Source organism: Cytobacillus firmus NBRC 15306, from assembly GCF_001591465.1.
GTDB lineage: Bacteria > Bacillota > Bacilli > Bacillales > Cytobacillaceae > Cytobacillus > Cytobacillus firmus.
Genome location: NZ_BCUY01000067.1, coordinates 1 through 22,394, shown reverse-complemented (window position 1 = coordinate 22,394; position 22,394 = coordinate 1). Strand labels below are relative to the sequence as shown.

At 44.4% G+C, this 22,394-nt stretch carries 21 protein-coding genes; 6 read left to right on the top strand and 15 right to left on the bottom strand.

The features are described from left to right. The first annotated feature begins 493 nt into the window (after positions 1-493). Positions 494-913, top strand: a complete 420-nt coding sequence (locus BFI01S_RS16415; RefSeq protein ID WP_061793571.1) for a DUF4395 domain-containing protein — start codon at positions 494-496, stop codon at positions 911-913. A 106-nt stretch (positions 914-1,019) separates the two neighbouring features. Then, complete coding sequence (locus tag BFI01S_RS16410; RefSeq protein ID WP_061793570.1) at positions 1,020-1,745, top strand: YqcI/YcgG family protein; 726 nt, start codon at positions 1,020-1,022, stop codon at positions 1,743-1,745. A gap of 67 nt (positions 1,746-1,812) precedes the next feature. Here the strand turns inward: BFI01S_RS16410 and BFI01S_RS16405 are convergent, their stop codons facing one another. The 12 genes from BFI01S_RS16405 to BFI01S_RS16350 form a co-directional block, all read right to left on the bottom strand. Further along, a complete protein-coding gene (locus BFI01S_RS16405) occupies positions 1,813-2,598 on the bottom strand; it encodes a serine hydrolase (RefSeq protein WP_061793569.1) in 786 nt (261 codons plus the stop codon). 1 nt (position 2,599) lies between these two features. Then, a complete protein-coding gene (locus tag BFI01S_RS16400) occupies positions 2,600-3,610 on the bottom strand; it encodes an ABC transporter ATP-binding protein (RefSeq protein WP_061793568.1) in 1,011 nt (336 codons plus the stop codon). A gap of 2 nt (positions 3,611-3,612) precedes the next feature. Then, positions 3,613-4,542 carry a C40 family peptidase gene (locus tag BFI01S_RS16395; RefSeq protein WP_061793567.1) on the bottom strand — a complete coding sequence of 310 codons (930 nt, stop codon included), beginning with the start codon at positions 4,540-4,542 and terminating at the stop codon, positions 3,613-3,615. Between the two features lie 25 nt (positions 4,543-4,567). Beyond that, complete coding sequence (locus tag BFI01S_RS16390) at positions 4,568-5,674, bottom strand: dipeptide epimerase (protein ID WP_061793566.1); 1,107 nt, start codon at positions 5,672-5,674, stop codon at positions 4,568-4,570. A gap of 13 nt (positions 5,675-5,687) precedes the next feature. Continuing rightward, positions 5,688-6,608 carry a S66 peptidase family protein gene (locus tag BFI01S_RS16385; RefSeq protein WP_061793565.1) on the bottom strand — a complete coding sequence of 307 codons (921 nt, stop codon included), beginning with the start codon at positions 6,606-6,608 and terminating at the stop codon, positions 5,688-5,690. A gap of 363 nt (positions 6,609-6,971) precedes the next feature. Continuing rightward, on the bottom strand, positions 6,972-8,600 hold the full coding sequence (locus BFI01S_RS16380) for a peptide ABC transporter substrate-binding protein (protein ID WP_061793564.1): 1,629 nt from the start codon (positions 8,598-8,600) through the stop codon (positions 6,972-6,974). Between the two features lie 109 nt (positions 8,601-8,709). Next, the gene (locus BFI01S_RS16375) at positions 8,710-9,708 is read right to left on the bottom strand and encodes an ABC transporter ATP-binding protein (RefSeq protein WP_061793563.1); all 999 of its coding nucleotides are present in this window, start codon (positions 9,706-9,708) and stop codon (positions 8,710-8,712) included. 4 nt (positions 9,709-9,712) lie between these two features. Continuing rightward, positions 9,713-10,669, bottom strand: a complete 957-nt coding sequence (locus tag BFI01S_RS16370; protein WP_061793562.1) for an ABC transporter permease — start codon at positions 10,667-10,669, stop codon at positions 9,713-9,715. Beyond that, entirely contained in the window at positions 10,669-11,601 is a 933-nt protein-coding gene (locus BFI01S_RS16365) for an ABC transporter permease (RefSeq protein ID WP_048008726.1), read from the bottom strand. The genes BFI01S_RS16370 and BFI01S_RS16365 overlap by 1 nt, the downstream gene beginning before the upstream one ends. Positions 11,602-11,614: 13 nt before the next feature. Beyond that, positions 11,615-12,439, bottom strand: coding sequence for a D-aminopeptidase DppA (gene dppA / locus BFI01S_RS16360; protein WP_061793561.1), 825 nt, complete (start codon positions 12,437-12,439; stop codon positions 11,615-11,617). A 175-nt stretch (positions 12,440-12,614) separates the two neighbouring features. Continuing rightward, entirely contained in the window at positions 12,615-12,932 is a 318-nt protein-coding gene (locus BFI01S_RS16355; RefSeq protein WP_035331889.1) for a DUF3870 domain-containing protein, read from the bottom strand. A gap of 178 nt (positions 12,933-13,110) precedes the next feature. Next, the gene (locus BFI01S_RS16350; RefSeq protein ID WP_061793560.1) at positions 13,111-14,301 is read right to left on the bottom strand and encodes an alanyl-tRNA editing protein; all 1,191 of its coding nucleotides are present in this window, start codon (positions 14,299-14,301) and stop codon (positions 13,111-13,113) included. Between the two features lie 180 nt (positions 14,302-14,481). Between BFI01S_RS16350 and BFI01S_RS24720 the strand changes: the two genes are divergently transcribed. Next, positions 14,482-15,246: a general stress protein gene (locus BFI01S_RS24720; RefSeq protein ID WP_061793559.1), complete on the top strand. Its 765-nt coding sequence runs from the start codon at positions 14,482-14,484 to the stop codon at positions 15,244-15,246. A 164-nt stretch (positions 15,247-15,410) separates the two neighbouring features. Continuing rightward, on the top strand, positions 15,411-16,106 hold the full coding sequence (locus BFI01S_RS16340; RefSeq protein WP_082804547.1) for a hypothetical protein: 696 nt from the start codon (positions 15,411-15,413) through the stop codon (positions 16,104-16,106). 50 nt (positions 16,107-16,156) lie between these two features. Here BFI01S_RS16340 and BFI01S_RS23100 read toward each other — a convergent pair whose 3' ends face one another. Further along, positions 16,157-16,291 carry a BA3454 family stress response protein gene (locus tag BFI01S_RS23100; RefSeq protein WP_115596637.1) on the bottom strand — a complete coding sequence of 45 codons (135 nt, stop codon included), beginning with the start codon at positions 16,289-16,291 and terminating at the stop codon, positions 16,157-16,159. A gap of 65 nt (positions 16,292-16,356) precedes the next feature. After that, a complete protein-coding gene (locus BFI01S_RS16335) occupies positions 16,357-16,920 on the bottom strand; it encodes a hypothetical protein (RefSeq protein WP_061793557.1) in 564 nt (187 codons plus the stop codon). Between the two features lie 179 nt (positions 16,921-17,099). Between BFI01S_RS16335 and BFI01S_RS16330 the strand changes: the two genes are divergently transcribed. Continuing rightward, entirely contained in the window at positions 17,100-18,323 is a 1,224-nt protein-coding gene (locus BFI01S_RS16330; RefSeq protein ID WP_061793556.1) for an MFS transporter, read from the top strand. Between the two features lie 53 nt (positions 18,324-18,376). Here BFI01S_RS16330 and BFI01S_RS16325 read toward each other — a convergent pair whose 3' ends face one another. Continuing rightward, on the bottom strand, positions 18,377-21,463 hold the full coding sequence (locus tag BFI01S_RS16325) for an efflux RND transporter permease subunit (protein ID WP_061793555.1): 3,087 nt from the start codon (positions 21,461-21,463) through the stop codon (positions 18,377-18,379). A 94-nt stretch (positions 21,464-21,557) separates the two neighbouring features. Here BFI01S_RS16325 and BFI01S_RS16320 point away from each other — a divergent pair, with 94 nt between their 5' ends. After that, a complete protein-coding gene (locus BFI01S_RS16320) occupies positions 21,558-22,394 on the top strand; it encodes a TetR/AcrR family transcriptional regulator (RefSeq protein WP_061793554.1) in 837 nt (278 codons plus the stop codon).

The window sequence follows — 22,394 nt, the reverse complement described above, 5'->3', positions numbered from 1 at the left end:
TTTTTCATTTAAAAAAGCAGCAAAGAATCGTTTAAGCACGTAGGATTTTTTATGGCGGGATTCGCCGGGCACCGCCTGAGCCGTGATCTGCTTGCCCAAAGAGACTTTGGAACTCATTCCAAGGTCTTTTTTCTTTGGCGGCTGGTGTTTTGCGGGCGTTTATTGCTGGTGAAGTTGGGTTCCGACTCTGACTGGCTCTTTTCTCCTTTCTGTGTCCGAAGTTGGCTCGGGTTCCGACTCTAACTTGCTCTTTTTGGCTTTCTGTGTCCGAAGTTGAACCGGGTTCCGACTCTGACGCTCCTCTTTCTCCTTTCTGTGTCCGAATTTGAACCAGGTTCCGACTCTGACGCTCCTCTTTCTGCTTTCTCTGTCCGAAGTTAAACCCCGTTCAGATCCATCCCCGCTGATTTCCAGGCTTTTTCTCTTCACAAAATCAAACAACTCCAGTAAACTATTAATACCAATAAAACCAATGAGAAAGGTCGGAAAATAAATGACAAATACACCGGTTTCGATTCCCCGTCCGCTCGTAAGAACGAATCAATGGTCAATTGTATTAAGTGTTTTAGCTTCGTGGTTTACAGGAGAAGCATGGATTCTCGCCATTCCCCTGCTTGCAGGTGCAATGGGCCTATTGTTCGGCTTCAATCCGATTATGCGTACAGCAAGACATTTTCTAAAAAAGAGTCCTTCTGAGTACATTCCCGAAGACTGGGAGCAGCAGCAATTTAATCAGGTGATTGCCGTTGCCTGCCTGGCGCTTGGACTGATCAGCTTTCTGCTGGGCTGGACAGCTGCAGGGTATGTTTTTACAGCTATGGTCGCTCTTTCAGCATTTATTGCCATTCTGGGATTTTGCATCGGCTGTTTTATCCGCTTCCAGCTTAACCAGTATAAATACCGAAAATCGTAAGGCAGTCATCACGGCTGTCTTTTTCGTTTCCTTTTTCACCCAGCTAGTTTCAAAGGACTTTATAAGGGGTACCTATTTCATAAGTAAATCTTTCTGAGGTGAAAAAATGAAAACTGCCAGTAAGTTTCTTTTAACAAAAGAAGATATGACTAACCCCGATATCGTGCCTGAGTGGGTTATTCAAGAATATAAAACATTTCATGATACGGTTACAGATAAAACCTTCCCTTGCTATTTTGGAATGACTGCCGAAATGCGCGGCGAATTGAGATATGCCTATATTACACAGGAGGACTGGTCTAATCTGCCGGAAGCTCTTGAATCTTTTATCGAGCTTTTTGACGCACCAAAGCTTATTCGTCATGGCCTGTTTGTATTTGTGGAGCCGGAAAAAGATGAAAAGCCGCTTGAACATTACAGAGAAAATTTCTGGAATATCCTTCAGTATTTGCATAAAGTTGATACAAAGCCTTGGCCGAAAGATTATCCGACAGATCCGGACCATCATTTATGGGCGTTTTCTTTTGCTGCGGAGCCATTCTTTGTGTTTGGCAATGCGCCTGCGTACAAGCAGAGAAAGACGAGGGATCTGGGCAATAGTCTTGTGCTTGGATTCCAGCCGCGCCGGATTTTTGAAGGTCTCGAAGGCACCACGAAAGGCGGCGTTATGTCCAGGGAAAAAGTAAGGGAACGTGTTGAGAAATGGGATGGCCTCCCTACCCATCCAAACATCAGCCACTATGGCGATCCCGAACACCGTGAGTGGAAACAATACTTCATCGGTGATGATGTTAAGCCAATTGAAGGGAAATGCCCTTTCCACCATAAATAATCTGGCAGTCTCGGTGCAAAAACTGCACAAATAAACAAGGAACCGTTCTAAGTGAGCGGTTCCTTGTTTATTTGTGTGTAATATATTGATTAATACGGCTGCCGATTGCGGACAGTACTTCTTTGCCGGCTGCCTGATTTTGGAGCCCATCCACTAGTACTGCAGCGCAGACTGTTTTCCTTTTATGGGTAAATATGGCGCAATCATGCTCTATACCGGGAAGTTCGCCTGTTTTACCCGCAACCTTGACTTTTTCCTCGTCTATCGTGTTGGCAAGTTTATTTTTAAACTGCTGGTTTTCCAATATATACAGTGCTTTTTCAGTATACTTCCCTGATAAAAGCTTTTGCTCTGCCAATGCCTTTATGCCATACACCATATCCCGGGCAGTCGTGGTGTTGTCAATGCCGTTTTTCAGTGCTTCAAAATCCATCATCTTTCTGTTTAATGATGTATTATTAAACCCCAAATCTTTGAAAAGCTGATTGATTTTCTCTATACCAAGCAGCTCAATGATAAGATTAGTCGCTGTATTATCAGACACAATGATCATTAGTGTCATTAGGTCTGTCACCTTGATCTTCAAATCTCTGGCCATGGCTTGCAATACACCCGATCCGCCAACCCGGGCAGAAGCAGCAACTTCCACTTCCTCCTCAAGCTGAAGCAGCCCTTTCTCCGCCTGTAAAAGTCCCGCAAGTAAAATCGGCACCTTTATTAAGCTGGCTGAAGAGAAAATGGCATCGGCATCTTTTTCGATGAAACCATCCTCAGTATGGATATATACAGCAACGCGGCCTTCGCAGCAGCTGGCCAATGTAAGAATTTCCGCTTTAAGAGTATGAAGGTCCATTTTATTTCGCAGCCGCTACTTGAGGCCGGTTATGGTCGCCCGTTACTTTTTCATTATATAAATGGCAGGCCACAAAGTGATCCTTCTCAATCTCCTGCCACTCCGGCTTAATGGAAGCACAAGCCTCCATCGCATAAGGGCAGCGCGTGCGGAATACACAGCCGCTTGGCGGATTCATTGGACTTGGAAGCTCCCCTTCCAAAATGATCCTTTCCCGGTTATCCTCGACATCAGGGTCAGGGATGGGAATCGCCGACAGCAGGGCCTGTGTATAGGGGTGAAGCGGATTTTTATATAAGTTTTCGCTTGTGGTTAATTCCACTAGATGCCCTAAGTACATAACGCCGATTCTGTCGCTGATATGCTTAACCATTGAGAGATCATGGGCGATAAATAAGTAGGTCAGGCCTTTTTTCTTCTGGAGCCCCTTAAGCAGGTTCACCACCTGGGCTTGTACCGATACATCCAGTGCTGAGATTGGCTCGTCAGCAATAATGAATTCCGGATCCAGAGCCAAAGCACGGGCAATTCCAATTCTTTGCCTCTGTCCGCCGCTGAATTCATGCGGATAGCGGTTGGCATGATCGCGGTTAAGACCTACATCTTCCAGGAGCTGATAGACCCGCTCGAGGCGCTCCCTCTTATTCGGATATAACCCATGAACCTCCATGGGCTCGGAAATAATCTCCTGTACGGTAGAACGCGGATTCAAGGAAGCATACGGATCCTGAAAAATCATCTGCATCTTCCTGTGAAAAGCAAACCTCTCTTTTTCAGTCATATTATGGACATTTTTTCCGTCATAAAGGACTTCACCTTCTGTACGGTTATATAAACCGATGATGGTACGCCCTGCAGTTGATTTTCCGCATCCGGATTCACCGACAATCCCGAATGTTTCTCCCTGTTTGATATGGAAGGAGACATCATCAACAGCCTTCAGGGTTTGTCCTTTTCCCATTGAAAAATGCTTTTTGAGATTGTTGACCTGTAAAAGTGCTTCTTTTGCCATGTTTATTCCCCCGTCTCTTGCCAGTAACGTCTAGCTGCACATAGTTCCTTTTCATAGATGGTATCTTTCAAGTCGATAACTTCAATGCTTTTACCGGTATTTGGAGAATGAAGCAGCTTTCCATCACCATAATAAATGCCTACATGATGGAGTTTGCCTTTCCCTTCTTCATAAGCAAAGAATAATAGGTCCCCTGGTTCAATGGCATCCAGTTCGACCGGCTTCCCTGCTTCCGCCTGATCATGGGCATCACGGGGAATGATCACGCCATTTGCTTTGCACATCGAATAGCTGAACCCTGAACAGTCATATCCATAGCTGCTCATGCCGCCCCATAGATAGGGAAGGTCTATAAATTGTTCACCCGCAGCAATGATGTCTCTGCCGCTGCCTTTCCGTATAGCATCGATTGCTTCAAAGACCTTTACGTCAGCAGATTTTAAGAATCCTTCTCCTCCAGGTGTCTGCACTTGGATCCACTCGGCTTCTTCTTTTAAGACTGGAAGTACAGTTTGATAACTTAGAATTAGTTCCGGCTCTCTGTCAGTCGAATAGAGAGTCGCTTTTTTATTCTGGATGACAGCGGCCTTTTCACTATCACTCTTCCAATCTTCATTTTGAATCAGCTGGGCCTTCGGCAGCCAGCCGGGATACCCTCTCCCGTCCTTTGAAGAAGGCTGGCTTGGGACAACAACATGTACCCATCCCTCTCTCTCCTCCAATACAACAACTTCTTCTCCGTACAGAAGTTGTGATTGCACAAGATTCCCGTCGCAAAGCTCTAGCCGGGGCTCATAGCTGAGCTTTTCAAGCCAGGCATCCAGATTAACTGGGTTAGTGATGGCTTCGGTGTCAATTTCTCTTGATGAATCGCTCGCTGTCCACAAGGTTGCAGCAGGAACCGCAACCAGCCATTTCTGCTTAATTGCCAAACCGAATTCCTCCTTTTTAAAATTGTCAGGATGTCAATTCCTGCTTGTTCACTGCCAATGATACATTCCTGATGCCAAGGCCAGGTTCAGATGGCAGGGTAATTTTGCGGCCGGAATAGCGGATTCCGCCTTCCACAATTTCTTTTGCCATCATCAATGGGGCATCAAAATCAAAGCGGGTTATATTCTTTTTACTGGCTGCAAAATGGGCTGCGGCCGTAATGCCGATCTTGGTTTCAATCATGCTGCCTACCATGCATTCCATCCCGCATACTTCAGCGAGCTGATTAATGATCTGCGCCTGATAAATGCCGCCTGATTTCATCAGCTTGATATTAATCAAGTCAGCACTTCGCGTTTTAATGACTTCAAATGCCTGCTTCGGGGTAAAAACACTCTCATCTGCCATTATCGGTGTATCAACCGCATCTGTAACCTGCTTAAGCCCCTCTATATCCCAAGCCTTTACCGGCTGTTCGACAAGCTCAATGTTCAAGTCCAGTGCTTCCATTTTCCGGATGGCATAAATAGCATCCTTTGGTTTCCAGCCCTGATTGGCATCCAGGCGGATTTTAATTTTCGATCCTACCCGGGTGCGGATTTCCCGTATTCTCTCTATATCTGTTAAAATATCATCCTTGCCGACCTTTACCTTAAGGACATCGAAGCCTTGCTGAACATAGGAAACCGCATCTTCCCCCATTTCCTCAGGGCCATTCACGCTAACCGTATAATCCGTTTCCACTTCATTTTTATGTCCGCCTAAAAATTGGTAAAGAGGAAGTTTGCATTGCTGTGCAAGACAATCGTATAAGGCCATATCCACAGCCGCCTTTGCACTCGAATTTCCTATTAAAGCGGACTGAATCCCCTGGAATATCGCCTCATAGTTTAGAAGACTCTTATTGATCAGCATTGGCTTCAATACATGATGAATGGATGACTCTATGCTTGATAGACTGTCTCCAGTGATTACCACAGTGGGAGGTGCTTCTCCCCACCCAGCTATCCCGTTATCGCAAGTTACTTTTATAACAAGCGTTTCAGCTGTCTCAACTGTTCTTAAAGCTGTTTTAAATGGTTTTTTCAGTGGTACTGCAGCTCTAAATGTTTCAATCGTGTTTATTTTCATCTATACCACCCTTTTACTTAACTCCGCTTTCGATTGTCAGCTTTTTACCGGCTGCATCCAATTCTGCCCTTACACCTAATGGCACAGAAATATGCGGAGAGCAATGGCCGATATGAAAGCCTTTAACTGCAGGCTTATTCACCCTTTTGATATACGTATCCAGAACTTCATCCAGTTTCAGGGAAAGTTCTCTTTCCGGAACACAATTATTAAAGTCCCCAATGATAAAGCCGGCCGCATCCGAAAGCTTCCCGGCCATATGCAGCTGGTTTAGCATGCGGTCGACCGCACGGGGCTCTTCGTTGATGTCTTCAATAAGCACAAGCTTATCTTTTGTATCAATTTCAAATGGTGTTCCGACTGTACTGGCCATAAGAGACAGATTTCCCCCCGTTAAGACACCCGCGGCACTCCCGTTCACCATCGTTTCCAATTCTGAAATTCCTTCTGGATAGTCAAGCGTCACTGGCTCAAATAACTGGTTAAAATAGTACTTGGATAGCGGATCCGCATCCTTTTTGCCAATATCAGACGCGAGCATCGGCCCATGGAAGGTGACCATTCCTGTCTCCTGGCGGATGGCAGTGTGAAGGAATGTTATATCACTGTATCCCCAGAAAATTTTCGGGTTTTCTTTTATCAGACTGTAGTCGATTTGGGACGCAATTCTCCCGGTTCCATAGCCCCCGCCTGCACAAATGATGGCTTTGACTTCCTTATCCGCAAACATGTTATGTAAATCAGCCAGACGGTCTTCATCCTTCCCGGCCAGGTAACCATATTGATCTGTCACATGCTCGCCCATCTTTACCTTTACACCAAGCTCTTCCAAAAAAGAAAGGGATCGTTTCAGGTTCTCCTGATTAGGCGGGCTAGCCGGTGCTATAATTCCAATCGCATCACCTTTTTTCAGGCGCTGAGGTTTGATTGCCATGCTGTCACATCCTTTTCGTTTTATAGCATTATATGCTCCTGCAGCAAAAGCATTATTTGGGAAAAGAAATAATTGTCGAGGATATAAGCTAAATTTCGGGAAAATGTATTATTTTTCGGGAAATAAACTAGAAAAGCGCAGAGCGCCCGCTTATCGGCGACAAGCTTAAGACAAGCGCTGGCAGAAGGCGTTTTTTGCCTTCAGAAGTGATTGGCTTAAGACCTCGAGCCGATGGCGCTCGGAGCTAGACAGTTATCAAAGTTCAAAGATCCTTATTCTTCAAAAAAATTATACTTCTGAAAAAAAGGGATGTTCACACGAACACCCCTTTTCCTGTCACTTTCACATCAAGCCGAAGAAGTATTACTTCTTATCTGCCCATTTAAGCTCCAGGTATCCAACCGGATGGCGGACGATTCCTGAAACAGCATCATTATAGAGATATACCTGGTTGTAGAAATGGATAGGGATAATCGGCATTTCTTCGAATAAGATTTTTTCCGCTTCATACATCAGTTCAAAGCGCTTTTCTTCGTCTGCTTCATTCTTCGCATCCTTGATCAGCTGATCGTACTTCTCATTGCTCCAGCCAGTGCGGTTCATGGAGTGTCCTGTCTGGAAGTTTTCAAGGAAGTTGATTGGGTCAGCATAGTCAGCAAGGAATGAGCTGCGTGATAATTGGAATTTAAGCGCTTTTTGCTCTTCAGCGAATACATTCCATTCCATGTTGGCAAGTTTTACTTCAACGCCAAGATTTTCTTTGAACATTTGCTGAAGTGCTTCTGCGATCTTTTTGTGAGAATCACTTGTGCTGTAAGTCAATGTTACTTCAGGAAGTGTTTCATAGCCTTCCTCTTCCATTCCTTTTTTTAGAAGGGACTTCGCTTCTTCTATATTCGTTTGGACAAGATCTCCTGCTGTTTCACGGAAATCCTTTCCATCAGCATCCTTAAATCCATAGGATACAAATCCGTATGCAGGCTTTTCTCCATTCTTGGTTACAAAGTCAACGATTTGCTTCTGGTCCACTGCCATTGCGAATGCTTTACGGATGTTTTCGTTCTGGAATGGCTCCATATTTACGTTAAAACGGTAGAAATAATCACCGGCCTGGTCTTCAACCTTTGCTTCACCTAATAGCTGTTCACTCAGCTCAGATGGAACAGCCGATACATCTAGCTCTCCGGTTTGATACATTTGGTATTCTGTATTGGTATCATCAATGATCGCCCAATTAATTTTATCCAGTTTCACATTTTCAGCATCCCAGTACTGATCGTTTTTCTCCATTACAAAGTGGCTGTCATGCTCCCACTCTGTCAGGTTGAAAGGACCGTTGCCCACAAAAGATTCTGCTTCAGCAAACCACTGAGGGTTTTCTGTTGCCACTTTTTCATTGATCGGGAAAAATGCAGGGTTGGTGATTACACTTAAGAAATAAGCCTGCGGACTGACTAAAGTCACTTCAAATGTTTTGTCATCAACGGCTTTAACTTTTACATCATCAGCTGATCCTTCCCCGTTGTTATAAGCTTCTCCGCCTTCAATAAAGTAGCCGAGGAAAGCGGCTGAAGAACCTGTATCAGGATTTAAAAGACGCTTCCAGGCAAATTCGAAATCACCTGCTGTTACAGGATCGCCATTTGACCATTTTGCATCTTCACGAATTTGGAATGTATAAGTCTTTCCATCTTCTGAGATATCCCATTTTTCAGCAATTGCTGCTTCTGGCTCATGATTTTGTCCCAGACGGGTCAAACCTTCCATTAAGTTGTTCAGCGCACTCCAGGAAACAGAGTCAAAGCCGATTGGAGGGTCAAACGAAGTCGGCTCCTGGCCATTGTTCAAATAAAGCACTTTTTCCGCACTTTCTTCTTCTTTCTTGCTATCATCCTTGCTGTCTGTTTCTTTGCCTGCATCTTCATTTGCCGTACAGGCTGCCATGACAAATAGCAGCACACCTGCAAGCAGCAGCGATAAAAACTTTTTCATTCCTTTTCCCCCTCTTAAAATATATTTCTTTATCTATCAGATGCCTGTCTGACAGCTGATAGAATCATAACTTTCACCGTACCGGGACCGGCACTGCGAAAGGAAAAACCTATTTCACACCTGCAAGCATTTTCTGTGCCCGCTCATCCTGAAGCCAGCAGTCTACATGGTGATCGCGGCTTAAATGAGTTTTATAGGGATAGACCCGGTCACAGACTTCCATTGCATATCCGCAGCGGGCAGCAAATGGGCACCCTGTCGGGGGAGCGAATAAATCCGGCGGCGATCCGCCGATGGGAATAAGATCGGCTCCATCCAGGTCAAGGCGCGGAACGGAATTCAGCAGACCCTTTGTATAGGGATGCTGAGGATTATAGAAGATTTCCCTTCGTTCCCCGGCTTCCACTATTTTCCCTGCGTACATGACAGCAATGCGGTCCGCTACTTGAGCGACAACTCCGAGGTCATGGGTAATGATGATAATGGATACTCCCGTCTTCTTCTGGATATCCTTAAACAAATCCAATATTTGTGCTTGTATGGTCACATCAAGTGCTGTGGTGGGTTCGTCGGCGATCAGCACTTCCGGCTCACAGACAAGGGCCATGGCAATCACAATCCGCTGCCTCATCCCGCCGCTGAATTGGTGAGGATAATGCTTCAATCTTTCAGTTGGATTTGGAATCCCAACTAAATTAAGCATTTCCAGGGCCTTTTTACGGGCATCCTGCCGGTATATGGTTTCATGCTGCATAATTCCTTCTATAATTTGCTCTCCAATGGTAATCGTAGGGTTTAAAGCCGTCATAGGATCCTGAAAGATCATCGAAATGTCTGCGCCGCGGATATCCCGCATTTCGGATTCCTTTAGCTTTGTCAGGTCCTTCCCTTTAAAGAGGACAGAGCCATCTGCTATTCTCCCTGGAGGGGATGGAATCAGCCGCATGATGCTCTGGGACGTTACACTCTTTCCGCAGCCGGATTCACCGACAATCGCCAGGGTTTCCCCCTTGAAGAGATCAAATGATACACCCCTTACAGCTTGGACTTCCCCGCCATAAGTGGTAAATGTGACATTCAGGTCTTTTACTTCAAGTACTTTCTCCATGCTGCTACCTCCTTAACTTCGGATCGAGGGCATCCTGTAATCCGTCTCCAAGCACATTAAATGAAAACATGGTCAGGGAGATGAAAAAGGCAGGGAAGAACAGGCGCCACCAGTGACCTGATAGAATCGTAGACAACCCATCATTGGCCATGGAACCCCAGCTGGCAAAAGGCGGCTGAATGCCTAATCCCAGAAAGCTCAGGAACGCCTCTGCAAAGATAGCCGACGGCACTGTAAGAGTCATCTGTACAATGATAGGGCCCATCGTGTTCGGCAGCAGGTTTTTCTTTATAATCCTCGACGTTTTTGTTCCGAAAGTCTTTGATGCCAGTACAAATTCATAGTTCTTGATCTGCAGAACCTGTCCGCGGACAATCCGGGCCATCCCGACCCAGCCCGTCACGGAAAGGGCGAATATTATGGTGAACAAACCAGGTCCCATTACGACACTGATTAAAATAACAACCAGCAAATATGGGAGTCCATACAGAATTTCCACTACCCTCATCATGGCATTATCTGTTCTGCCGCCTTTATAGCCGGCAATACCGCCGTAAATGACTCCGATTGCAAAATCAATCATGGCTGCCACGATTCCAACGAATAGGGAGATCCTTGCTCCGTACCATGTTCTTGCGAAAACATCCCGGCCTAATTCATCTGTTCCGAACCAATATTTTGAAGACGGCGGAAGATTCTGATTAGCCAATGACTGCTGGGATACATCATGCGGGGAAATCATCGGGCCAAATATGGCCATAAAGGCTAAAGCAATAAGAAAGAAGAGCCCTGCCATTGCCAATTTGTTTTTCAAAAGCCGGCGCCATGCATCCTGCCAATAAGAAAGGCTTGGCCTTACAACTGCTTCCGCTGCATCCTCGTCTTTGGCCTTTGGGACAAACCATTCATCCGGAATATCGGGTGCCAGGTTGCGGTTATCATGCTGTTTGCGCAGTTCCATTAGCTCGCCTCCTTTTTGTGAAGCTTAATTCTCGGGTCTAGAACTCCGTATGCAATGTCCACCAGGAACAGCATAATAATCAAAATGGAGCTGTAAAAAACGGTGGTTCCCATTATGACCGGATAATCACGTGTATTGATGCTTTCCACGAAATATTTTCCCATTCCGGGAATGGCAAATATTTTTTCAATTACAAAGGTTCCTGTCAAAATGCTTGCAGCAAGCGACCCCAATACGGTTACAACAGGCAGCAGGGCATTTCTCAGTGCATGTTTAAAAACAATTTTCACCGGTGACAGGCCTTTAGCCTTGGCCGTCTTGATGTAATCCTGTGTCAGAACTTCCAGCATACTTGAACGTGTCAGACGGGCGATGATTGCCATGGGTCCTGTCGCAAGCGCCAGAGTCGGCAGAATCATATGCTTTGGGCTTGACCAGGTGGCCACCGGGAGGATTGCCAGATTGACAGCAAGCTGCTGAATTAATAGTGTGGCAAGCACAAAGTTCGGCACTGATATTCCCAGCACTGCAATGGTCATCGCTAAATAATCAATAAAGCCATTGTGCCGGAGAGCTGCTATGATTCCGAGGGCAATCCCTGAGAAAACAGCCACAATCAAAGTGACGATTCCCAGTTCAAACGACACCGGGAACCCCCGTCCCAGCATTTCATTAACCGTCTGGGAGGACTTTTTAATAGATGGTCCAAAGTCAAATGTTGCAACTGATTTCAAGTACATCCCATATTGGACATACAGCGGTTCGTCCAAATGATAGAATTTCTCCATATTCCGCTGGACCGCTTCGCTGGTGTTTCTTTCTTCATTAAAAGGCGACCCGGGTATGGAGTGCATTAAGAAAAACGTCAGAGTGATAATGAACCAAAGTGTGACGACCATTGCGATGAGGCGTTTTATTATGTATCCAGTCATTCATTAACACTTCCTAACAGAATGTAGTTCTCATGGCCAGCTCAGTCATCACGAGCATAGCCTGGTATGCTTCAAGAATATCTTTAGCCTGATAGCGGACAATGGTTGTATTTTCTTCTATCTCTGCACCGGGCATCAAAGCAGCCCACTCAGCCTGGCCATAGTTGGCAAATTCAATTTTCAATACAGGATTTTCCGGCGGCACAAGCGGCTTGACAAGCTCCTTTTTGCTAAGCGCCTCTGCCGCTTTTTCTCTTAAGAGCTGGCCGGCTTTCGCGGGGGTAAGCGATTTCACAGCAGACCGTGATATCGTCTCTTTTACAACAGCTGTTGTCACATTCGGGATTAAATTCTCTGCTTCCAATGCAGCCTGGTCATCTCCGGCCACCATTAGAATCGGCACACCATGATATCCAGCAACATAAGCATTGAAGCCCATTTCTCCAATGGCATGATCATTGATGTACATATGTCTCACACCAAAAATCATGGAGTGGGACATAACACCTTTCATGGAAGCACGTGCATGATATCCAACAAACACGGCTCCGCTGAAGCTTGAATCCAGGCCCTGAACCATTGAATATGGCTTAACATCACCAGTAATCAGCTGTGTCTCAGGGTGCATTCTTTCAATCAGCAGGTTGTTCATTTTCGAGTGGCTGTCATTGACAATCACCTCACTGCAGCCTTCTTCAAAGGCAGCTGTCACCACATGGTTTGCCTCATCAGTCATAATCACCCTGCTGCGTTCATAATTGTGTTTAGAGGATCCAACATGAGTATGATCAGCCAGACCCGTAATTCCCTCCATATCAACTGATAAATAAAGCTTCATTTAGAATCCCCCAAAATATTATATTATTATAGTTTTCTATATTGTAAATTATTTTGATATTTTCTGTAAATTGAATCAGCAATTTATTTTTCATAAAAGCTAAATACAAAAAATCCAGCTATCGGAGATGTTCTCTGATAGCTGGATTTCATCTGCGGAAAACAGAAAAAGCAGCTCATTTATTCATAATTTGTGTATATTTTATATGGGCATTTTTAAAGGCAACCATTAGGGCCTTTTGCGAGGAGCCGAAGTAGCGGCTTTCGATTTCTTCCATTACCTTGTCTGCTTCCAGTATGGATTTGCCGACAAATATCGATTTAATAAATAATGAGGTTAAATTAATGGTAGATGAACATTCTGCATCTACAATTTCATCTGTTTCCCTGTCGATCACAAGACCGATAAAGAAGCCATTATATTTTTGCATAATCGGATTGTTCAGTGATGTTTTGCTGTCTCCGATGATATAGACGGTATTTTGTCTGTACATGAACTTGCCTCCTGCAGACCGGATATTATATGAGGCGTTTATGAGGTTATCATAAACATTCATTATAATGCATGGCCCGTACCAAAATTGTAATACAACAGAAGCTGTATTACAATCATTTTTCAATACTTTTCTAAATATTTTATCAATTGAATCAGTCCTTTACATGCGGATTCAATTACTTTTGTTCTGCAAGTCTCAATGCATATTGCAGCAGGTCCTCCCCGCTCATGAGCCTGTCTCCCCCACCCTGTGCAAATTGCGGATTGCCGCCGCCTTTGCCGTTAATCTTCTGTAGCAGTTCTGCTGAAAGGCTCTTCATATCAGATTCCGAATCTGCTCCCCTGGCGCAGACAAATTGGAGTTTATCTGTGGTTTCATTGACTAGGATAACATCCGCATTCTCAGATTGGGAGGCGATTAAGCGTGCCAGTTTCTGCAGTTCCTGGATGGACCGCCCCTCAAAGACTTTGCTGATGCACTTTCCCTTTCCGGCTGTGAACATTTCTTTTGCTTCATAAGCTAACAGTGCTTCCTTTGCTGCTTCCAGCTGCTTCTCCAGGTCTTTTCCATTTTCAATCAGGCGGCTGGCTGCTGAAGGCAGGTCCTGCTCTGGTGCATTTAGAAGCTGACTCAGATTCCCGGTAATTTCATGTTTGGCCTGAAGCTGCGTGAGAATCCGGGTGCCGCAGATGAACTGTACGCGGATTTTCTTTTTTTGGCGTTCCCAGTCCAATATTTTTACACCGGATACCTGGCCGGTTGAAGCTGGGTGTGTTCCGCCGCATCCGTTATAATCAAACTCCGGAATGATCACAAGGCGGATATCTTCGCTGACAGACAGCTTCTTGCGGAGCGGAAATTGGGAAGCTTCCTCTGCACTCACCCACTTGGATTCAATATGACGATTCTCAAGTATAATGACATTAGCCAGTCTTTCCGCTTCCTCTGCATGCCGGACTGGCAGTTCACTGATTTCCAAATCAATGGTTAAGGTTTCTTTGCCTAAATGAAAGCTGACTGTTTTATAGCCGTAAAGCTCTTCAAATGCAGCCGATAATATATGCTGGCCGGCATGCTGCTGCATATGGTCAAACCGTCTGTTCCAATCGATCTCTCCTGATACTCCTGAAGTGGAAGGGTCCAATTCTCCTTCTAAATAATGACGGATTTCCCCTTCCGCTTCTTCGACATCCACCACTTTTATGCCATTGAGTGTCCCCTCATCATGAGGCTGTCCTCCGCCAGTTGGATAAAAGGCCGTTTCTTTCAGAACAGCATATACCCTTTCCTTGTCGTCTGCTGCCTGGTATACAAGTTCTGTTTCAAATGTTTTGATATATGGATCTTCATAATAAAGTTTTTTCATAGAGAATCAACCTTCCTTGTGCCTATTCTATTTTTAAACTACCGATTATGCAGTTACAGGTCAAGCCAGTTATCAGTCAAGGGGAAATTATTAGTAATTTTATCCACACGGTTTATGCTTGTGATGAAAAAGGTATGTACACCAATAGATAAGCAAAAATTATTAAGGAGGATGATGAACATGGCAACAAACAAACATGTTGTAGGTGCATACGATACAGAGCAGGAAGCTATTCAAGCGGTTGAAAAGTTAAGAGCGGAAGGCTACCGTCCTGAAGATATTTCCGTAATCAGTAAAAATAAAGACGATGTGGATGCCGTTACAGAAGAAACAGGCACAAAAACGGAAGAGGGATTAGCTGCCGGTGCGGCTACTGGCGGTGTTCTCGGAGGATTAACAGGTCTTCTGGCTGGTGTAGGCGCATTGGCGATTCCCGGAATCGGACCAATTGTGGCAGCAGGACCAATTGCTGCTACATTAACAGGAGCCGCAGTTGGTGCAGGTGCGGGCGGCATTGCCGGAGCATTGATCGGAATGGGTATTCCTGAAGAGGAAGCACATCGCTATGAAGCAGATGTTAAATCAGGAAAAATCCTTGTGTTAGTCGATCCTGATGCGAAGTCTGCAGACTTTACTGATGACTATACAAATACGGACCGTTCCATTTTAGATGGAGACCGGACAACGTACACAAGCACTGATCCTTTGAACCCTGGCGAGCTTGATCGCGGAACGAACGCTTTTAAGGATAACACCAGAAACAGCAGCGGTGTTTGGACAGATGAGAATCTGGATCTAAACCGTCCGCTGAGCGGAAACCCTGAAGATCTGAGCACAAATGACCGCACGGTTTCGGCCTATAACGATGATGTCGATACCCGCAATCGAGATGCGTATGATTTTAACAATGTCAGGGAAAACCGCAATAACCCTTATAAAGGATAATGGAAAAAGAGCTATTCCCATGTGGGAGTAGCTCTTTTTTTGATATAGAGATTCACAGCAGTTATATCGTGTGAAAATTCCATATTTTTCATCTTTTTCCTCCTGATTTTCAAAGTTATACTTAATTTTAATGGATTGGAAAAATAGTAATCTAGCGGGGGGAAATGATAGTGAGAAGAGTGTTGCCGGCACAAGTTATTTCTCATAGTCAATTTGGTTATAGGAAGCTGCCATCAAGTGTCCAATGCGAGTGCCCAAAATGCAGCAAACCGAGCCATTTTACGATTAAAGCAAATTATAATCATACAAGCAAGTCCAGCATTCTTTCCCATGGAAATTGTTCTGCCTGTAAAAAAGAATCGGTATTTATCATGATTCTTAATCAAGCTGACCAATCCAGCGACGAGACGATTCTCTACATCTATGATCCTAATTCAGCAAAGGAGCTCCTGACTCAGCTGGAGAAAATAAAGGAAGTGCCGGGAGACCTCACCCGAGCCTACAGATCAGCGTTAAATGTCAGCTATTCCAGAGATACGGTGGCAACAGCTGTGATGTCCAAGCGGGTTCTTGAAAGCATATTAAAAAACTTTCTCGGTGAAGAGGTCAAGGGGCAAAACCTGTCAAAGCAGTTTGAACAGCTGCCAAAGCATGTTGATTTAGCAAAGCCTCTCCAGTCATTAAGCCAGCTGGTGCAGCCTGGCAGTCCCTTTTACGAGATGCTTGATCTTGAAAAGGATATTGATCAGGAAATGGCCTCGCTGCTAATGGAGCTTTTAGAGAGTTTAATAGAGTACTTATTTGTCCTGCCAAATAAAATAGAAATGCTTCAGCAAAAACTAAATCAAAAACTCCGCTGAACCAATAGTTAACCCCCTTATCTTTGCAGATTAAGGGGGTTCATTTTCACTTAGTTATTCAGCTGTTTCCTGATCTGATCTTCTGCCTGCTTTATTATTTCCTCTTCGCCGGCTTCTTTATTGGTAATAATATTCGTTTGATATTTTAAACCTTCATAGTCAACCGTCACTGTAATTTCTTTCATTTTTCCTGATCCTTTCCTGACGTTTTACTATATAAATACCAACAAAAGGACGATTTAAAACTTCTCTATGCCGGTTTCATTTGTTCTTCCAAAACACGAACCAGCTTTTCCTTCATTTCCTCTTCCGTTACGACCAGGCTATGGCTGGACATATTTGTTTTAAGGATAAGTTCGTAGCCCTCATTTACTTCCGAAGAATACCCATAGAATTTGTGATTTAAATCTATTTTTTTGAACTGGAAGGACTTTAGGTTTTTCCATGGAACAAACCTGCTTCCGCTTATAAAACCGTCATCATATACAGCAAATACATTCAGGAGATCTTTGGCGTTGATTAAAGGGATAAACATAAGATAGAGATATGTCCAGCTGAATTTCATATTATATTTACCGAATATAAACATAGCAATTAGAAATACCAGCATGACTGCATACATAATGAGCCCCAGCTTGTTCTTGGAGATAACAGGGCTATCCGCTGTTTTTTGGGGGAATTTCCTTACTGCTCTCAAATCATTCTTATCTAAAGGAATAAGAGGAGTTTTCTTCATTTTTGTTATGAGGATTATGTAGTGATAGCTGAAATAGATAATACATACCAGAAATAGGACCTCGAATATTAATTTCATCGCACCCGCCTCCTTAATCATCTTTACGATTCTAAATAGGAGAAAGTTTCATTACTGCAAAATTTATGATTGTGCAAACAAGCTAATTTGAATATAATCTAATTAGATATATATCTAATTGTTTACTATTTCCGACAAATTAGATGAATGTCGAATTACTTCCGCTGAGGTGCGTTAACATGACAAATTGGACTGTATGGAAACAGGAGAAAAATTATCAAAGGCTCTTTTGGGCTGGTGTCATTAATGGAATTGGAAATCGATTTACACAGGTTGCGCTGCTTGCGCTGCTATACCACGTAACAGGCTCTGGTGTCGCAATCGGACTTTTATTCGCTATCCGCATGGCACCTTTTTTCTTCATTGCTCCAATAGGAGGCATGCTCGCAGACCGTTTTTCTAAAAAAGCCATTCTGGTGACAGTGGACTTGCTGAAAGTGCCGGCGGTCCTCTGCCTTCTTTTCGTAAGGGAACCAGGGGATCTATGGATTGTTTATACAAGTGCTTTTCTGACCTCAATGGGGGAAGCCATCTATTCACCGGCCAGGATGTCTGCGATACCTGCCCTTGTAAAATCCGATCGGCTTATATATGTAAATGCGATTGAACAAGTCATGATTGGGGCAGTTCTCATTTTGGGATCAAGCACCGGCGGAATCCTCGCCTACTATCTGGGAAACCATGCTGCTTTTATGATTAACGGCCTTACCTTCCTGTTATCAGCGTATCTAATCTCCAGGATGGTTTTCCCGTCAGTTTCTGATGAAAATAAGAGGAAGCCGGGAACATCGGCAGCCATTTCACCAGGGAAACTAATTCTTGGCTCTTCCGCACTGATTGCCTTTTTTGTTATGATGCTGACCATGCCGCTCGCCAGCGGTATAGACAATATTCTTGTCAGTATCTATGGACTGGAAGTTTTTGATATGGGTGAGTTGGGTGTTGGGTTTATGTATGGCGCACTGGGGATTGGCCTTATTCTAAGCTCCTTTTTTTCTCATATGATGAAGCGCGGCCTCCTGGCACTTGCGATCATCTTCATCGCTTTAGAAGGCACCGGTCATATTTTACTAAGCCTTGCGCCAAGCTTTTACGCAGCTCTTTTCACTGTCGTGATGATCACCTTTGCGGGCGGAATCGGCAACATCTGTCTGGATACCGTTATGATGAAGTTCATCCCCCGGTCCAGGCAGGGAACTTTTTTCGGTTTAATGGAAATGATCTCAAACCTTTCCCTGGCTGTCTCCATGGGTACAGCTGGATTCCTGCTGGAGATATTTACTCCAAGGACCCTTAGCCTGATCATTGGCCTGGCCTACCTTATTTTTGCTATTATGTATGCACTTTTATTTGCAAGAGTCGATCTTGTAAAAGAAAAGAGGGAGTTTATCAGGGGGATTTAGCTGAATACAGAGAAAAGCCCTGCAGGCATTCATCTATCCTGCAGGGCTTCCTTTTAGTTTTCTTCGATTTCTCTGCGGTTTTTCTTAAACATTTTCGATAATACTTCGTACACAATCGGCACAATGATCAGGGTCAATAGTGTCGAGCTTGCCAGACCGCCGATAACGGTAATCGCAAGGCCTTTGGAGATAAGCCCTCCACCGCCGCCGGAGCCGATGGCCAGTGGAATTAATGCGCCAATTGTCGCAATAGCTGTCATCAGGATAGGGCGAAGGCGGGTTACCCCCGCTTCCAGCACGGCTTCCCTCATGACCAGGCCGTCACGTTCCATATGGATGATCCGGTCCACCAGAACGATGGCATTGGTTACGACGATACCAATTAGCATTAACAGTCCCATCATGACCGATACAGAAATGGTTTCACCGGCAATTAATAAGCCAACAAACGAACCTATCACAGCAAATGGCAGGGAGAAGAGAATCGCAAATGGCGCCACCCCTTCACGGAATGTGACAACCAGAATAAAGTACACAATCGCGATCGCAGCAAGCATCGCAGCGCCAAGCTGTGTGAATGTCTCATTCATATCCGCCTGAACACCTGCTACACCGACTGTTACACCTTTCGGCAGATCCAATTTATCAATCGCTTCATCTGCTGCAGAAGTAGCCTTTGAGATGTCATCGCCTTTTACCTTGCCTGATACGGTTGCGTAGTACTCGCCTTTACTGCGGGCAAGCGTGTTATGTGTTGTACCCTCTTCCACTGTGACCAGCTCGGAAAGAGGCATGGTTGTGCCCATGGCTGTCGGCACTTGAGTCTCCAGAATATCATCAATTGATTTCGGCTGTTCCGCCTGCTCCTGCTGGACGATGACTTCAAGCGTCTCACCATCTTTTTCAATCGTTGTCAGAACATCCTTGGTATTAGAAGGATTCAGCATCATGACAATTTGACCCGCTGTCAGGCCGTACTGCAGCAGTTCATCCTGCTGCACATTGAAGGTATATTCAACAAAGGCATCCTCTGCACTTGAAGATACATCCTCCAATTCTTTATTTTCCTTCATCACGTCTTCGACCATTTTAACAGCGTCATTCAGTTTATCTAAATCTTCACTGTAGAATGTGTAGCTGACGTCATTGGTTGAACCGGACATAGATGTGAAGCTCTGGCTCTTCCACTCACCAGATTGCCCGATATTAAACACATACTCTTCTATTTCTTCACGGACTTCAGGGAAATTATCCATTTCAGGGTCAAAGATCAGGTACATTAAAGCTCCGCCAGCACCTCCGCCCATCATGGCAGCCATCTGGTCCGCTTCTTCGGTTACAGATATTTGAACGATGTCAATATCATCACGTTTAAGCATTTTTTCTTCTACTGCTTCAACGTTCTTTAATGTTTCTTCTTTCAGTTCTCCAGCTTCAGGTGTGTACGTTAAGTACATCACTTTTTCTTCTTCACTGCCCATAAAGCTGAATCCGATCAATGGCGTCAGAGCCAGGCTTCCCGCCAGCAGGACAACGGCAATGATGGAAGTAATAATCTTATGATTAAGAGACTTCTCAAGTATGCCTTTATACCATTTTGATAGCTTTCCGGCTTCTTTATGGCTGCCTTCCGTTTTTTCACTGTATAATTTCTTTTTGAACAAGAAATGAGATAGTGCCGGAACAATCGTAATCGCTACAAGAAGTGAAGCACCAAGCGCGAAAGTCATCGTCAAAGCGAATGGCGTAAACAGCTCGCCGACCATGCCTCCGACAAAAATGAGCGGCGCGAATACCGCAACGGTAACCAATGTCGAGGAGAGGATTGGCTTAAACATCTCAATCGTAGCTTCTCGAATAAGTGCGCGCCCTGTCAGTTTTTCTTCCTTCAGATGGAGGCGGCGGTAAATATTTTCAACGACAACAATTGAGTCATCAATAACACGGCCAATGGCAACCGTAACAGCTCCCAATGTCATGATATTCAGTGTAATATCCATCCAGTGAAGCAAAAGCAGCGCCATAAAAATTGAAACTGGAATCGATACGATCGAGATGATCGTTGATTTAAAATCACGCAGGAACATCAAAATAATCAAGACTGCGATCAGCCCGCCGAACACGGCCTTTTCAATCATAGTTGAAACGGATTCTTCAATCGGCTTACCCTGGTCAAGTGAAAGATCTATGACAAGGCCCTCGACCTTTTCTTTTTCTTCCTTGATTAAATCTTTGACATTGTTGACCACTTCAACAGTGTTAGCCTGCTGTTCTTTAACGATTTGAATGGCAATGGCATCATCACCATTTGTACGGGATACAGATTGCACTCTGCCGACCGTATCAATCTCGGCAATATCTCTCAGCTTCACAAAAGGTGACTGGTTTTGTGCGGTTGGTGTTACCGGGATGAGCATGTTCTTTAATTCATCCTCGGTCATGAACTTGCCGTCCACTGCGACAGCCTGCTCACCTTCTTCAAATTCGTAAAGTCCCAATGATACAGCCATGTTGCTTGCCTGGATCATTTCCTTTACTTTGTCTTCGGTCAGCTCAAGTTCAGCCAGTTTTTTTTCGTTGTATGTGAGCTGCACTTCTTCCACATGCTGACCATTGATGGTCGCTGATGCTACACCATCAATTTTTTCAAGTTTTGGCAGTATGATATCTTCTACCGTTGAAGTTAACTCAACGATATCCTCTGATTTGCTGCTTACACTCAGCGCAGCAACCGGCATCATGTTCATGCTGATGGCCGTAATGGTCGGTTCCTGTGCTCCTTCCGGCAGCTCCACTGCATCCAGAGCCGATTGAAGAGCACGCTTGGCTTCGTCCATATCAATACCATATTCATATTCCACTTGGATATTCGACATGTTAGAATATGAATTTGAGTAAACGGATTTAACGTCTTCAAGGCCTTCAACGGCTTTTTCAATTGGGACGGACACATCTTCCATCACTTTTTCAGGAGTTGCCCCCGGATATACGTCCATTACCATTAAGTAAGGAATTGAGACATCCGGAATGGTCTCCATATTCATCCGTGTACCTGAATAAATGCCAGATACAGTGATAATAATTGTTAACAGCCAGACTGCAAGTTTATTCTGCAGGACAAAATTCACTAACCCTTTCACTTGTGCACCTACCCTAAATTGACTTATTAGACTCAATTACATATAATAATGACCAGGTGGTCATTTGTCAATCATAAAGGAGTGACATTCTTACATGAGCAAGAAGCAATTAATTATGGAAAGCGCTTTAGAACTCTTTGCCAAGCAAGGGTTTGAAGCTACCTCTGTTCAGCAGATCACCGTTCACTCCGGTATTTCCAAAGGAGCTTTCTACTTATCATTTAAATCAAAAGATGAATTGATCATGGCTTTGATCGATCAGTTTATGGAGCAGTTCATCTCAGATATTGACCGAATAGTCAAAGACCCGAATAACACAGGCGGAGAGCTTTTAAGGAAGTTTTATTACACCACTTTCCACTCCTTTCAAAAGCATTCTGACTTCGCCAAGGTCTTTATTAAGGAACAAGCGCATACGTTTAATGAAGAACTGCTATCAAAAGGGCGCCACTTTGACCAATTTATCGATGATATCACCCTATCAATGCTTGATCAGCTGTATGGTGAGGCTGTCCAGCATACAAAATATGATTTAATTTATTGCATTAAAGGCTTCATGCATGTGTACTCTCATTTATTTTTATTTTTTAATGTACCTTTGGATTTGGACATTCTGTGCCAATCACTCGCGGAAAAAACGGACCTGCTGGCAAAGCACTCGGAAATCCCGTTTATAACAGACGAGCTCTATGACACGTTCAGGAAGGCTGGACATGAAGAGATGACAGACGGGCAAATGATTGAAATCATGGCGCAGAAAATAGAGGAACTAGAAGATTCAATTGAAAAGGAATCACTCATCCTCCTAAAGAAGGATGTACAGGAGCGCAGCCTGAGTCCTGCTATCTTACAAGGGCTGATTGCAAATATCAGAAACAGCCCTCAAGGCAGATGGATTGCTTCTCTGCTTTTAAATTACTACGAACTTTAG